The organism is Streptomyces sp. ST2-7A (assembly GCF_021390475.1).
GTDB lineage: Bacteria > Actinomycetota > Actinomycetes > Streptomycetales > Streptomycetaceae > Streptomyces.
The window spans coordinates 106,177-119,879 of record NZ_JAJUWS010000012.1 but is presented as its reverse complement, the minus strand read 5'-3'; the positions used below and the strand labels follow the sequence as shown (position 1 = coordinate 119,879).

The following is a 13,703-nucleotide window of genomic DNA, read 5'->3' as shown; positions in this document are numbered from 1 at the left end:
ATGTCCACCCGCCCCGCAACCGTGCCGAACCGGGAGGAACCGTCCGGCCGTCGGCGCGATGACGCCTGCCCCGGCGCGCTGCGACTGCACGCCGCCGACGACGGCGCGCTGGCCCGGGTGCGGCTGCCGGGCGGGCTGCTGGACACGTCGGCCGCGCGGGTCCTCGCCGACCTGGCCGAGGAGTTCGGCGACGGCCGGATCGACCTCACCTCGCGCGGGAACATGCAGCTCAGAGCCCTGCCGGTGGACTGCGGGGCGGTGTTGGCGAGTCGGCTGCGGGCGGCCGGACTGCTGCCCTCGGACGCCCACGAGCGGGCGCGGAACATCGTGGCCACGCCGTTGGCGGGTGCCCGCTCAGGCGTGCACGCCGTGGCCCGGGAGCTGGACCGGGCGCTGTGCGCGGACCCGACGGCGGCCCGGCTGTCGGGCCGGTTCCTGTTCGCCGTGGACGACGGGCGCGGGGACGTGGCGACGCTGGAGGCGGATGTGACACTCGTCGCGTCGGCGACCCCCGCCGGCGCGACGCCCGGTGGTCCCGGCGCGACGCCCGGTGGTCCCGGCGCGGACCCGGCAGGCGCGGGATCGGCCGGCGCGGAACCGGTCGAGGCGGGATCGACCGGCGCGGGCACGGCCGGCGCGGGCACGGCCGAGGCGGGCACTGCGGCAGGCGCGGGATCGGCAGGCGCGGAACCGGTCGAGGCGGGATCGGCCGGCGCGGGATTGGTCGGTCCGGCCGCCTCTCCCGCCGACCGGTGGCGGCTCGCGCTGGGCACCGACGCCCGGGTGACGGTGCGTCGGCAGGACGCCGCGCGGGCGGCCGTCACCGCCGCCCGCCTCTTTCTGACCACCGGCGACCGGATCGCCGAAGGCGCCGCCCCGGTCTCCTCGGACGCAGGCCCCACCGGGCGCCCGGAGCGGATCTGGCGGGTCGCCGACCTGCCCACCGGCGCGCGGCCCGACACCGGGCGACTGGTCGACGCCCTCGCGGCGGCCGGCATATCCGCCGCGCCTCTGCCCGGCGTACCCGAACACCCGCCCGGCGCGCTGTCCCACACCCCGCCCGGCTCCGCGCCCGCCGCCGGGCCCGACTCCCCACCCGAAGCCCTCCCGACCGGCCTGCCCACTTCTCCTTCCGACGCCGGCCCCGCGCCACCGTCCCACACCCCACCCGGCTCCGCGCCCGCCGCCGGACCCGACCCCCTGCCCGAAGCCCTCCCGACCGGCCTGCCCGGTCCTCCTTCCGGCGCCGTACCCGCGCCGCTGCCCGGCGCCGGCGGCCCGGCCGCCGAGGGCCCCACCCCGCCCGCCGGCGGCCCGCGTCCCGTGCCGGGGCCGGCCCGGGACGGCGACGGGGCTCCGGCCGTCTGCGTCCTGGCGCCGCTCGGCACCCTGGCCGCCGGTCAACTCCGGGCCCTCGCCGACCTCGCCGGGCGCGAGGGCACCGGCGAACTGCGCGTCACCCCCTGGCGCGGTGTCGTCCTCCCGCTCGACCCCGCCGTGGGCGGCGGGGCCCCGGCCGACGCGCGGGCCGAGGCCGGATCGGCCGTGGCCGCGCGGGTCGCGCGCGACCCGGCGACCGCCGGCCTGATCACGCGCCCCGACGAACCGTGGCACGGCGTCGGGGCCTGCACCGGCCGGCCCGGCTGCGGCCGGGCCCTGGCCGATGTGCGGGCCGACGCCGCCCACGCGCACACCCGACCCCGCGGCCCGGCGGCCCTCCCCGTGTACTGGTCCGGCTGTCCACGCCGGTGCGGCCGGCCGCGCGGCGGCCCGTGGCTCGACGTGCTCGCCGAGCCCGACGGCTACCGCGTCACCCTGCACGACGACGCCCCCGACCGGGAACGGCCGGTGGGGTTCCCCGGCGCGGCGCCGCCGACAGCCGGCCCGCTGCCCGTGGACGGGGTGGCGACGGCCCTCGCCGCCCTCGCGCGCGGCGCCTCCCCCTGACCCCGCTCCCCCACCTTCCGTCCCCGTCCCCGTCCCCGTGTCGTGGCGCCGACCGCGTCCGGCACCCGACCCGCGATCACGCCGGCCCGACCCGCACGCCGGGACCGGACCACCCGCCGGCGGATCGCACCCCCACCCGACCCCGGCCCCGAGGCGACGAGACCACAGTGATCGACTACGAGAAGGACGGCGCCGCGATCTACCGGCAGTCCTTTGCCACCATCCGCGCCGAGACCGACCTCGACGGCCTGCCCGCCGATGTCGCCCGGGTCGCGGTCCGCATGATCCACGCCTGCGGCATGACCGACCTGGTCCGCGACCTGGTCCACTCCCCCGACGTGGTGTCCCGGGCGCGCGCCGCCCTGAACGTGGGCGCGCCGATCCTGTGCGACGCCGAGATGGTCGCGGCGGGCGTCACCCGCCGTCGCCTGCCCGCCGACAACGAGGTGATCTGCACGCTGCGGGACGCCCCCGTGCCGGGGCTCGCCTCCCTCATGGGCACCACCCGCAGCGCCGCCGCCCTCGACCTGTGGGGTGACCGCCTGGACGGCGCCGTCGTCGCCATCGGCAACGCCCCCACCGCGCTGTTCCGGCTGCTGGAGATGATCGGGGACGGCGCGCCCCGCCCGGCCGCGATCATCGGCGTGCCGGTCGGCTTCATCGGCGCGGCCGAGTCCAAGGAGGCCCTCGCCGGGCACCCGGCCCGGCTGGAGCACCTGATCGTGCGCGGCCGGCGCGGCGGCAGCGCGATGGCGGCGGCGGCGATCAACGCGATCGCGAGCGAGGACGAATGAGCACGTCGACGGCCGGGCGCCCCACCGGGAGCGGCGACGGGAACGGCGCCCCCACCGACGGCACCGGCACCGGCCGGCTCTACGGCGTGGGCCTGGGACCGGGCGACCCCTCCCTGCTGACGGTCCGGGCCGTGGAGGTGATCACCGACGCCGACGTGGTGGCGTACCACGGCGCGCGGAAGGGGCGGTCCATCGCCCGCTCGATCGCCGAACGGTACCTGCGGCCCGACCACATCGAGGAACCCCTGATCTACCCGGTCACCACCGGGACCACCGACCACCCGGGCGGCTACCGGGGGGCGATCGAGGAGTTCTACGCGGAGGCCGCCGAACGGCTGGCCGCCCACCTGGCGGCGGGCCGCACCGTGGCCGTCCTCGCCGAGGGCGACCCGATGTTCTACGGCTCCTACATGCACATGCACAAGCGGCTGGCCCACCGCTTCCCGACCGAGGTGATCCCCGGCGTGACCTCGGTGGGCGCGGCGGCGGCCCGGTTGGGCGTGCCGCTGGTGGAGGGCGGGGAGACCCTCACCGTGCTGCCCGGCACACTCCCGGAGGAGGAGTTGACGGCCCGTCTGGAGGCGGGCGACGCGGTCGCGATCATGAAGCTGGGCCGCACCTTCCCGACCGTGCGGCGGGCGCTGGAGGCGTCCGGCCGGCTGGCGGAGGCCCGGTACGTGGAGCGGGCCACGATGGAGGGCGAGCGGACCGGCTTCCTCGCCGACGTGGCCGCCGACTCGGTGCCGTACTTCTCCCTGGCGGTGCTGCCGAGCCGGGTGGACGCCCCCGCCCCCGACACCGCGTTCCCCGGTACCACCGCGCCGGCCGGGGAGGCGACGGCCGGCTCCACGGCGCCGGCGGGGCCCGGCACGGAACCGCGCGGGCGGGTGGTGGTCGTCGGCACCGGCCCGGCCGGCCCCCGCTGGCTGACCCCCGAGGCGCGCGGCGCCCTGGCCGCCGCCGACGACCTCGTCGGCTACACCACCTACCTCGACCGGGTGCCGGTCCGCCCCGGCCAGCGACGCCACCCCTCCGACAACAAGGTGGAGGCCGAACGCGCCGAGTTCGCCCTGGACCTGGCCCGCCGGGGACGCCGGGTGACGGTGGTCTCCTCCGGTGACCCGGGCGTGTTCGCCATGGCGAGCGCGGTCCTGGAGGTGGCCTGCCGCGAGCCGTACACCGGGGTTCCGGTGCGGGTCGTGCCGGGCATGACGGCGGCGCAGGCCGCCGCCTCCCGGGTGGGCGCCCCGCTGGGGCACGACTACGCGGTGATCTCGCTCTCCGACCGGCTCAAGCCGTGGGAGGTGGTCGAGGAGCGGCTGCGCGCGGCGGCCGGCGCCGACCTGGCGCTGGCGCTCTACAACCCCGGGTCCCGCTCCCGGACCTGGCAGGTCGGCAAGGCCCGCGAGGTGCTGCTGGAGCACCGCGCGCCGGACACCCCGGTGGTGCTGGCCCGGGACGTGGGCGGTCCGACCGAGCGGGTGCGCACCGTGCGCCTGACGGATCTGGACCCGGAGGACGTGGACATGCGCACGATCCTGCTGGTCGGCTCCTCGCTGACCACCCTCGTCCCCCGCCCCGGCGGGGACGCCGTGCACACCCCGCGCCGCTACCCGTCCCGCTGATCGGGGGCCCGGTGCGGCCCCGTTGGGGTCGTGCCGGGCGGTCGGGCGGCGTGCCTGTTCCGACGCCCCGGGGGCCGGTCCTACGGTTCCGCACGCGGGCCGGATGGTCCGTTTTCCCCGGAATGTCTGGAGCACCGTGCGCGCCCTGATCCTGAACTGCACCCTGAAGCCCTCACCCGAGCCGTCCAACACCGAGCGTCTGGCCGGGATCGTCGCCGATGCCCTGCGGGAGAGGGACGTGGAGGTCTCCGGTCTCCGGCTGGCCGACCTCCACATCCCGCCCGGCATCGGCACGGATCTCGGCGGGGAGGACCGGTGGCCGGAGGTCCACGAGCGGTTGCTGGCCTCGGAGATCCTCGTCGTCGCCACCCCCACCTGGGTGGGACACCCCTCCTCCATCGCCCAGCGGATGCTGGAGCGGATGAACATGATGATGAGCGAGACCGACGACGAGGGGCGTCCCGTCTCGTTCAACCGGGTCGCCGGGGTGGTGGTGACCGGTAACGAGGACGGCGCCCACCACGTCATCTCGGAGATCGCCGGCGGGCTCATGGACATCGGCTACACCATCCCCGGCCAGGCGTGGACCTACTGGAACCGGGGCCCGGGCCCCGGCCCGAGCTACACGGACACCGACGAGGGGCACGAGTGGTCCGCCTCCACGGGGCGGGCCATGGCCGCCAACCTGCACGCCGTCGCCCGGGCCCTGGCCGCCAACCCCATCGGTCCGCCCCCGTCCTGAGCCCTTGTCCCCTCAGCGGACGGGGACGCGGGTGGCCGGTCCCGGTGATCACGGCGCCCCCTCTCCCGCCCGGGGACACTCCCGTCTCCGACCGGGGGGCGGAATGCCGGTGAGGTCACTCGTCCTCGGGCATGGGGGCCGGTTCCGCTTCCTCCATGCGCTCGGGGGTCCAGTAGTCCTCGACGTCCTTCGGGCTCTGCCCGGTCTCGTGGCCGATGGTGTCGTCGGGGGCCGGCCCGGCCGGCCCGTCGGCGGCGCCGTCGTTACCGACGAAGCGCAGTGCCACCACGATCACCACCACGGCGAGCGTGGTGGCCAACAGCCCGACTTTGCGTGCCGTGCCGGATGTCATACCGAACCACCTCTCCGGGAGCGACCGGCACCCTAGGTGCGACCGCCCTGTGCATCGAACATACTCTTCACGCTGTTATCGAAGTACGGGCTGCGGTTCCAACCGGAACCGGTGACCGTGCTGGTGACACCGATGACGGAGCCGCGGCCGGTGCTGTCGTTGAAACCGTGCAGCCAGGGCCCGCCGCTGGAGCCGCCACCGAAGTTGCAGTTGAGTTGGATACGGCCGTCGGTGAGACTCACCCGTTCGGTGCGCCCGACGCAGGACCACTGGACCTGTCCGTTGTCGCGGTTGCCCGGGTAGCCCAGCACTGTGACGTTCTCGGACCGTGAGAAGTTCCAACCGAGACCGTGGCCACCGGTGACATTGACGAGTTTTCGTCCGTTGAGCGGGTGGGTGGTCACCATGGCCACGTCCCAGTTGAAATCACTGTTGTTGATCCACCCGTTGAAAGTGCGGTACTCCTTTGCCGCGAAGGTGCCCAGCGGACGATTTCCGTTGCGATAGCGGGGAACGTAGGTCCAGTTCCGCATCCAGGTGCCGCCCCTGCCCTCGTGCACGCAGTGACCGGCGGTGATGACCATCTGCTTGGAGTCGCTGTTCAGAGCACTGGCCGAACAGACGTAGTCCCTACCGTCGCCGGGCTGGGTGAAGAAGACCTTCCCCGTGGCGTCGGACTCGGTGATGGTGGGCGAGAAGCCGTCGCTTTCGATGGTGGGCGCCGCCGGCGCGGTGGTCCCGGCCGGACCGTCGGACCCGGGCGACTTCCCGGTCCCGAACCGTCCGACCCTGTCGGTCGGAGGCGTGACCGGGATCGCGTTGCGCATCCGTTCCTCGGTCCAGTACTCATCGACTGTCCGAGCGGCCGGCGGTGAGTCGACGAGAACACCGTCGGAGCTCCGGGCTTCGGAGGCGACGGTGGTCGACGGATCTTTCGAAGCGGTGGCGGAATCGGTGGCGGCCTGTGCGGCGGTGCCGAGAAATCCAATGAGCAGAGCCGTGGTTGTTGCGGTGGATATGAGGGCGCGACGAAGTAAGCGCACTCTCCCCCCTCAAGGTAGTGGCGTCTGATCGGGCAATGATCCGCGATCCGCGCGGCATCATCGTTGCGCTCTGCATGCTATGCCGCCAACCACCCTTGCACTGCCGCCATTTCGGCCGGCTTTCCCCTCCCCTCCGGATCTGGTCTCCCTGCCGCCTCAATTCGAAATTCGTCGTTCTCGTGAGGGTTTTCGGTTGGTGATGTGATACCGCTCCCATCCGGCCGAGGTGTGGGGTCGGCACCCGACTCGGAGCCATCCGACGCGCGTTCCCGGGTGAGGACCTCGAGCCGTGGACGCGACCGAGCCGTCTTCATCGCCGGGTGCCGGAGGCGACCCGGCGGCCGGTGATGGCGTCCACTCCACGACCGGTCGGTCTCGGCGGTCGGTCCCGGCGGCCGGTCCCGGCGGTCGCTGGAGCCGAACGACTTCGAGACCGGGCTCCTTGGCCCGGGCGGCCGTCATCGGACCACATCGGTCGGCGGCGACACCGGGCGGAATGATCAAATGGCCATCTGCCGAGCGCAGTCCATGCGAGCGTTGTCACACGTGATTGCGGAGAGGGCCACCCCCAAGGTGGGACCATCTCCGCTCCCAGCCGGAGAAGACTTCGAAGGTCTCTGCTCCGGTTCGAGACCACGTCGCGAGTGACGCGCCGGCCGGCGGGCTTCGCGTACGGCTCCCCGACGCGTGGGTGCCGGCGCCGAGCACCACCCGCCGGGACCACCGTGGGCAGCGGGCCGGTGTCGTGGTGGCCGGTGGTCGGTTCACCGGCAGGCGGTTTTCCGCCGGTCGGTTTTCCTGCGGTTCTTTTCAAGTACGGGGAGGGAAACAACCCACCCGCCCACCCACCCTGCGGCGCGGTGTTCGCGGCGGGTGTGGCGTCCACGAAAAATTGGTGCTCACTCGTTCGTGGTAGTTCCGGCGATTCCGGGTCCCGGGTGGGGTTATGGTCATCCCCACAACCCGAAAAAGCTTCGGCCCCCGTGCGGGATTGCCGTCCCGCCGAGGGCCTGACCGATCAGGAAGCGATACCTTCCCGATGGCTGAGACCCATTTTAGCCGCCCGGCGGGCGGCGTGTGCCACTTTTACGCCCGGCACACCGAGAACTACATCGTTTTGACGAACGAGTTGCTCACCCGTGCGACCATCGGCCTGACCGTCGCGATGGGCATGCACATCCTCTCGGCACCCGAGGGCACCCCGGTGACCATCGAATCGCTGTGCGCGCGCTGGAGCGAGGGCCGCACCCGGATGCGCCGCGCGCTGCGGGAGCTGGAGGAGATCGGCTTCCTGGAACGCCGCGTGGAACAGGGCCCGGACGGCCGGTGGACCACCCGCACCATCATCCACCACCGCCCCCGCGACCTCATGGTTTCCCCCGCCGGGACACCGGCGGCCTTCACCACCCCGGCACCGGTCACGGCCCCGCCGCGCGCCGCCCGCCGCCGCCCGGCAACGGTCGCGGCGCCGGTGGTGGTCGAGTGGGTCCCGGCCGTTCCCGAACCCCTCGCGGTGACCCCGGCCCCGGCGGCGGCCGGCGCCGCCACCGTTCCCGGCCCCGCCCCGATGAGCCCGGCCGCGAAGCCGGCCCCCGCCCCGGCACCCGAGTCGGCACCCGAGTCGGCTGAGCCGCCGTCCGGGGCCGCCCGACCGGCGAAGTCCGGTGTGCCCGGCCCCGCGCCCGTTCCGGGCGAGACCGACGAGCCTTCGACCCCGACGACGGACCCGGCCACGGGTTTCGTTCCTTCCGGCATTTCCTGCCCGCCCGTCGAGAACACCCCGCGCTCCCCTTCCCGGGCCTCCGGGAAAAGCGCCGCCCCGAATGTTCCCGGCGCCGGGGAGAACGGCGATACCGGCGGGCGAAAGAACATCCGGGACGAGGATTTCGGGGAGGGGAAAACCCCGGAGGGGGAACCGCTCGTGGAAGAGGCCGTGGAACCGCTCGACGCGGCGGTGATGCGGGTGGTCCATGCCCTGCGTCGGCGTGATCCCCGGTTGGTGGTCTCCGAGCGGGAGTGCCGGACTCTGGCGCCGGGCATCACGGCCTGGCTGGACCGTGGGATGAGTGAGGCGGAGGTGGCCCGGGCCCTGTGTCAGGGGTTGCCGACGGTGTTGCGCGGCCGGGCGGCGGGCATTCTGGCCTGGCGCCTGCGCGCCCACCTCCCCCCACCCACACCCGCCCCGGCGCCGATCACGACCCCCGACCCCGCCCCCGCTCCGGGGCGGGAGAAACCGACATCCTGCCGGGGCTGTCACAACGTGATGCTGCGCCCCGAATCCGGCCTGACCCACTGCCGGGCCTGCCGCGAGGCGATGGCCCGGCAACCGGCCGCCGCCTGACCCACCACCTTGCCCGGCCCCACCGCGACACGGTCGGGGACCGGGCCAGGGATGGGCGCGCAAGCACCGTGCTTGCCCACCCGGCGACCGACCTCCCGGAGGGAACGGCCCCGGCCGCCCTCCGGTAGCCCTGCCCGGAACCATCCGAAGGCGTTTCGCCCCTTTCGGGGTGGTTTCGGTGCGGCGTGGCCCCGCGCGGTGCAAGCACCGTGCTTGCCGGCTCTGTTGCCGGCCCCTGCCGGGAACGGCACCGGCGGCCCCCGGGAGGCCCGGCGGTTCCCGGAGGGGTACTGCCGGGGACCGGCCGAGGGTGATTCGAGGTTTTCGCGGTGATCCGGGCGCTGTGTGGTTCGGCGTGCCGTGAAGCACGGTGCTTGCGCACGCCCCGCCAGGGACATCGACGGCCGGGGATGGGCCGGGGCGGGGATCACCACGGAAGTCCCCCGCACCGGGGGGCCGAAGCCCTCCCGCGCGGCGAACAGCAGCCCCACGCCACCGGGGGGAGCGGGTCAACCGGCCGGCGGGCCGGGCAAATCGGGACACGGGCGGGCCCCACGAGCCGGGAAACACCCCCGGCCGACCCTGTCCCGCCCTTTTCGGGGGTGCCACGGGGCGGGTCGGCGTCGGTGGAACCGGTTACGGTGGTGTCCATGCGGATGTTCAGGAGCCCCGGACGAGACGAAATGTCCGAGTTCCCGCTTCTTGCAAAAAACACCCACCCCGGCCGGTAAACTCCCAGGTCAGTTACTCTGCTCCCCGCGCACGCGGGGATGGTCCCGGACGAACCGTCCGCTTCGTGAGCCTCCCCGACTGCTCCCCGCGCACGCGGGGATGGTCCCCGTCACTCCTCCCCAGCGGGCCACGCAGTCCGCTGCTCCCCGCGCACGCGGGGATGGTCCCCCCGCGAGGGGGTCCGGTACGTCGTGTCCCTGCTGCTCCCCGCGCACGCGGGGATGGTCCCATGCCTGCTGACCTGCATGGATGCTCGTGGATCTGCTCCCCGCGCACGCGGGGATGGTCCCTCGGCGTCTGCTGCCGACGTCGTGGTGGTGGCCTGCTCCCCGCGCACGCGGGGATGGTCCCACCGTGTGGGCCTACCGCACCCTCACCGTCACCTGCTCCCCGCGCACGCGGGGATGGTCCCACCGTGTGGGCCTACCGCACCCTCACCGTCACCTGCTCCCCGCGCACGCGGGGATGGTCCCCGGGCGGCGGAGACGACGACGGTGACGGCGACCTGCTCCCCGCGCACGCGGGGATGGTCCGGTCGCGGGCATCCCCGTCGATGTGCAGCGTCACTGCTCCCCGCGCACGCGGGGATGGTCCCACGATGGGATCTCCCCTCCCGGCGGGGTTCGCCTGCTCCCCGCGCACGCGGGGATGGTCCCGTACTCGCCGCCTTGCGGGGGAGTTGCTGCACCTGCTCCCCGCGCACGCGGGGATGGTCCTTTTCCGCGGACGTCGACCTTGATGCCGCCGGTCTGCTCCCCGCGCACGCGGGGATGGTCCCGCACGTACAGTGCACCACTCCGCATCCCACCCCTGCTCCCCGCGCACGCGGGGATGGTCCTCCCGCCGGGGGGACGTTCAACACGGGAAGATCCTGCTCCCCGCGCACGCGGGGATGGTCCCGGGGCATACCCGTCCGCGATGTCGTCCGTGTCCTGCTCCCCGCGCACGCGGGGATGGTCCCCACTACGGTCTCGGAATTGTTCACGGTGTGGACTGCTCCCCGCGCACGCGGGGATGGTCCTCTTCACCGTGCCCTTCCCGCCCCCGCCGTCGTCTGCTCCCCGCGCACGCGGGGATGGTCCCGATCACGCGACGAATCTTCGCGACGACCTGGACTGCTCCCCGCGCACGCGGGGATGGTCCTTCACCTCCGAGGAATCTCAGCGTGCGGACAGGCTGCTCCCCGCGCACGCGGGGATGGTCCCTGCCCGCCCGGCCATCACCGCCACCACCCCTGCTGCTCCCCGCGCACGCGGGGATGGTCCCATCACCACACGGTCCGCGCGCGGCTCGCAGTACTGCTCCCCGCGGACGCGGAATCCGTTCCGAAATCCGTCCTGCTCCCCGCGCACGCGGGGATGGTCCTCCAGGGTCAGCACCGGAGTGACCGGGGCGCTCCTGCTCCCCGCGCACGCGGGGATGGTCCCGGAAGGCATGGGCGACGTTCCCTGGGGGCCCCTGCTCCCCGTGCACGCGGGGATGGTCCCGGGGCCTTCTTACCTGCCCTTTTCCTCCGGGTCACAACTTGGCGACAGGCATCTCAAAGGGAAGACGGTCCCGGGATCATCCCCGCCATGCGCACAACAACCACCGCCCTCGTCGCACTACTTCTCGCTCTCACCCTCACCTCCTGCACCGAGGATGAGGAGCCCGAGAACGAACCCCTGCCGATCTCCTCCATGGACTTTCCCGACGGCCAGTGGCCCTTCACCGTCGACGCGGGCTACCTCAGTTGTGAAGAGGTTTCGGTTGGCACGGCCATCCTTTTGGAGGCCGGCGGAACGATCTACGTCCTCAACGGCCCCGCCACCATCCTGGCCGAGGAAATGGGTTGGGCCCGCATGCACCTCATATGGGCCGACGCCCCCGGGGGCGGGCAGGGCAAGATCCCCACGAGCGCGGTGGAGCAGTACGCCAAGGAGCACTGTTGACCCGTCTCCGCGCAGGGCTCTCGGGTGACAGGGGAAGAAGTGGGTTCGACATCACGAGGTCGCCGAACCCGTCTCTCGCCCGACCGGGACGGGCGTCACCAACATCCGCCATGCGAAGACACCGCTCTCCGCTCGCAGATGAGAGGGCTGTCCGGGCATCAAGGGTGGAGTGGTTACCCCGGGAGCCTTCCGCACCGGTGGCGAACCCGAGGTTGCCGCGCGGGCGTCCCCGAGCAGGAGAAAACCCCATCGCGCTCATCGCACGATGGGGTGGTTCTCTCGGGCCGGGTGCGTGGAGCGCGGTCGGGCGGTCAGACGTTCTCCGCCTCTCCGCCCTTGAGGCCCGCCACGAACGAGGTGAACGCGGCGGTGGGGAGGGTCAGTACCGGGCCGGTCGGGTTCTTGGAGTCACGGACGGGAACCACGCCGAACGAGCCGGCGAGGTTCGCCGCGATCTCCAGGCAGGCGCCACCGTTGTTGCTGTACGAAGAGGTGTACCAGCAGGGGGATTCGGTCGTCACGGGATGCCCTTTCGTAGCTGCTCGATCATGGCCACAGATGCCGCCTGTGAGAGGGCTTCGGCCTGTAGTTGATGGTAGGCCGTCAGCATGGGCAGCACGAAGGTGCTGTCCCGTTCCAGGTGGCCCCGGTGTGCGGACTCCGCGTATGACATCAGCGAGCGGTCAGGCATCGTGAGTACGTAGATCGGCAAGTCGAATGGCCGGATGACCCCCATGTCGAACGGGGCGATGTGGAGCACCGTGTTCGGCAGAGCGGCGAACTCGACCAATCGCGTGAATTGTGCCTTCATCACGGCAGGTTCACCGACAGGACGGCGGATACAGCTCTCGTCCAGGACAGCGAGCACCAACGGCGGAGGTGTCCGAACGAGCGCGGCCTGCCGCTCCGCCACAACGGCCACCCGCTCTCGCGCCTGCTCCGTGGTGATCGCACCCCGCTTGACGGCACCCTCCGCCAGCAGCGCCGCGTACTCCGGGGTCTGGAGCAGACCGGGGATGACGCCTACTTCGTACAACCGGATTTCCGCTGCGTGGGCCTCATGGTCAACGAACTGTGGGAATCCTTCCAGCAGACTGCCGAAGCGCATCTCACGCCACTCACGTTCGAATGTGTCCGTTGTCTCCGTGATGCCCAAAGCCAGGTCAGCACTGCGCGAAAAACGCAAGGTTGGCAGCTTCCGACCGGTTTCAACGGACGAAATATGCGTACTTGAATACTTCATTCGAGTCGCCAAGTCATCCTGCGTCCACCCATGGCTCTCTCGCGACCTGCGCAAACGAGCACCGAACGCCGCCTGGGGCGAGCTGTCCGGGTCCAACTCCTTACGGTTCAAGGCGCTCCACCGACCTTCCGTCCCCATTCAACAGGTTGAACGGTTCCTGACTTTAGGTCACTCTGAACCCGCTTGGTAGTGGATTCACTACGGAGAGGAACAGATGTGCCCGGCGAAAATGTGTTCGCTGATCGGCGGACGTTCTCCCACCTCCCGAGTACCGGTGCGTCGGTGGCGGTCGATGGCCTCAACCTGCCGCGTGTCCGGGGTGGTCGACACCCGGAGGGAAGCGGCGGGGCTCGGCTCCGTCACACATCTCCCGGAGGCGGGGGCGAAGCCGTGACGACCGACGACCCCCCACCCGTCGAGGCCCCCCGGACCACCGGGGATTCATCGTCCGCCGGAAGCACGACGCCCGACGGCACCACACCCGACGAGGTCCCCCCACCACCCGCCCTCCCGACGCTGGACGAACTCCGGGAGCGGGCGGAGGAGCTGGGGGAACGGGTCGCGGCTCACTTCCGGTTGCTGGAGGGTCGATGAGCGGCGGGACGTACGGCTTCCGGCGCTTCGCCCTGGTGACCGACGTCGAACCGGACGCCGAACCGATCCGGTACGGGATCCGGTGCGCGGTGTGCGAGGCGTGCGGCCCCGTGGTCGAAGCGGTCAAGGAGTCCACCGAGGCCGCGCAGGAGAAGGCGAACGGCGAGGCGAAGCGTCGTGCGGCCGAGTGGGCCGCGGTTCATCGCGGCACCCACCATGACCACTACACCTACCGCTGCGTCGAGATCACCCCGCTCCGAATCGTTCCCGGGGCCTGGCGATGACCCTCCGCGTGGACGGGTACCGGTGCGAGAGCGTCGTTCGGAGCCCGGACACCGGGGCGGAATGGGTGCTCGGGT

Annotated in this window: 12 protein-coding genes and 1 CRISPR repeat array; of the genes, 8 read left to right on the top strand and 4 right to left on the bottom strand. The window is 72.7% G+C overall.

The features are described from left to right. From LZF96_RS10145 to LZF96_RS10130, 4 genes are all read left to right on the top strand, one after another. Nucleotides 1–1,947, top strand: coding sequence for a hypothetical protein (locus LZF96_RS10145; protein WP_233869085.1), 1,947 nt, complete (start codon nucleotides 1–3; stop codon nucleotides 1,945–1,947). A gap of 167 nt (nucleotides 1,948–2,114) precedes the next feature. Further along, a complete protein-coding gene (locus LZF96_RS10140) occupies nucleotides 2,115–2,741 on the top strand; it encodes a precorrin-8X methylmutase (protein ID WP_233869082.1) in 627 nt (208 codons plus the stop codon). Continuing rightward, nucleotides 2,738–4,366 carry a precorrin-2 C(20)-methyltransferase gene (locus LZF96_RS10135; RefSeq protein WP_233869079.1) on the top strand — a complete coding sequence of 543 codons (1,629 nt, stop codon included), beginning with the start codon at nucleotides 2,738–2,740 and terminating at the stop codon, nucleotides 4,364–4,366. The genes LZF96_RS10140 and LZF96_RS10135 overlap by 4 nt, the downstream gene beginning before the upstream one ends. Before the next feature lie 136 nt (nucleotides 4,367–4,502). Beyond that, nucleotides 4,503–5,108 (top strand): NAD(P)H-dependent oxidoreductase, encoded by a 606-nt coding sequence (locus LZF96_RS10130; protein ID WP_233869076.1) that lies wholly within the window; start codon nucleotides 4,503–4,505, stop codon nucleotides 5,106–5,108. Between the two features lie 115 nt (nucleotides 5,109–5,223). Here the strand turns inward: LZF96_RS10130 and LZF96_RS10125 are convergent, their stop codons facing one another. Both LZF96_RS10125 and LZF96_RS10120 read right to left on the bottom strand, forming a co-directional pair. Continuing rightward, a complete protein-coding gene (locus tag LZF96_RS10125; RefSeq protein ID WP_233869073.1) occupies nucleotides 5,224–5,460 on the bottom strand; it encodes a hypothetical protein in 237 nt (78 codons plus the stop codon). A gap of 32 nt (nucleotides 5,461–5,492) precedes the next feature. Continuing rightward, a complete protein-coding gene (locus tag LZF96_RS10120; protein WP_233869070.1) occupies nucleotides 5,493–6,287 on the bottom strand; it encodes a serine protease in 795 nt (264 codons plus the stop codon). Between the two features lie 1,255 nt (nucleotides 6,288–7,542). On the opposite strand from LZF96_RS10120, the gene LZF96_RS10115 reads away from it, so the two are divergent. Then, nucleotides 7,543–8,844, top strand: a complete 1,302-nt coding sequence (locus tag LZF96_RS10115; RefSeq protein ID WP_233869068.1) for a hypothetical protein — start codon at nucleotides 7,543–7,545, stop codon at nucleotides 8,842–8,844. Nucleotides 8,845–9,593: 749 nt separating this feature from the next. Next, nucleotides 9,594–10,903: direct repeats of the CRISPR family, unit length 28 nt; unit sequence CTGCTCCCCGCGCACGCGGGGATGGTCC. A 247-nt stretch (nucleotides 10,904–11,150) separates the two neighbouring features. Then, nucleotides 11,151–11,507 (top strand): YebY family protein, encoded by a 357-nt coding sequence (locus tag LZF96_RS10110; protein ID WP_233869065.1) that lies wholly within the window; start codon nucleotides 11,151–11,153, stop codon nucleotides 11,505–11,507. Nucleotides 11,508–11,818: 311 nt separating this feature from the next. Here LZF96_RS10110 and LZF96_RS10105 read toward each other — a convergent pair whose 3' ends face one another. Together LZF96_RS10105 and LZF96_RS10100 are read right to left on the bottom strand one after the other, a co-directional pair. Further along, nucleotides 11,819–12,028 carry a DUF397 domain-containing protein gene (locus LZF96_RS10105; protein WP_233869062.1) on the bottom strand — a complete coding sequence of 70 codons (210 nt, stop codon included), beginning with the start codon at nucleotides 12,026–12,028 and terminating at the stop codon, nucleotides 11,819–11,821. Next, entirely contained in the window at nucleotides 12,025–12,888 is an 864-nt protein-coding gene (locus LZF96_RS10100) for a helix-turn-helix transcriptional regulator (protein ID WP_233869059.1), read from the bottom strand. The genes LZF96_RS10105 and LZF96_RS10100 overlap by 4 nt, the downstream gene beginning before the upstream one ends. A 252-nt stretch (nucleotides 12,889–13,140) precedes the next feature. On the opposite strand from LZF96_RS10100, the gene LZF96_RS10095 reads away from it, so the two are divergent. Beyond that, complete coding sequence (locus LZF96_RS10095) at nucleotides 13,141–13,344, top strand: hypothetical protein (RefSeq protein WP_233869056.1); 204 nt, start codon at nucleotides 13,141–13,143, stop codon at nucleotides 13,342–13,344. After that, on the top strand, nucleotides 13,341–13,628 hold the full coding sequence (locus tag LZF96_RS10090; RefSeq protein WP_233869053.1) for a hypothetical protein: 288 nt from the start codon (nucleotides 13,341–13,343) through the stop codon (nucleotides 13,626–13,628). Before LZF96_RS10095 ends, LZF96_RS10090 begins: the two co-directional genes overlap by 4 nt. Nucleotides 13,629–13,703 lie beyond the last annotated feature (75 nt).

Coding starts and splice junctions, on each gene's coding strand:
- LZF96_RS10145 (WP_233869085.1), top strand. CDS start 1: ATGTCCACCCGCCCCGCAACCGTGCCGAACCGGGAGGAACCGTCCGGC.
- LZF96_RS10135 (WP_233869079.1), top strand. CDS start 2,738: ATGAGCACGTCGACGGCCGGGCGCCCCACCGGGAGCGGCGACGGGAAC.
- LZF96_RS10125 (WP_233869073.1), bottom strand. CDS start 5,460: ATGACATCCGGCACGGCACGCAAAGTCGGGCTGTTGGCCACCACGCTC.
- LZF96_RS10120 (WP_233869070.1), bottom strand. CDS start 6,287: ATGCGCAACGCGATCCCGGTCACGCCTCCGACCGACAGGGTCGGACGG.
- LZF96_RS10115 (WP_233869068.1), top strand. CDS start 7,543: ATGGCTGAGACCCATTTTAGCCGCCCGGCGGGCGGCGTGTGCCACTTT.
- LZF96_RS10110 (WP_233869065.1), top strand. CDS start 11,151: ATGCGCACAACAACCACCGCCCTCGTCGCACTACTTCTCGCTCTCACC.
- LZF96_RS10100 (WP_233869059.1), bottom strand. CDS start 12,888: ATGGGGACGGAAGGTCGGTGGAGCGCCTTGAACCGTAAGGAGTTGGAC.
- LZF96_RS10090 (WP_233869053.1), top strand. CDS start 13,341: ATGAGCGGCGGGACGTACGGCTTCCGGCGCTTCGCCCTGGTGACCGAC.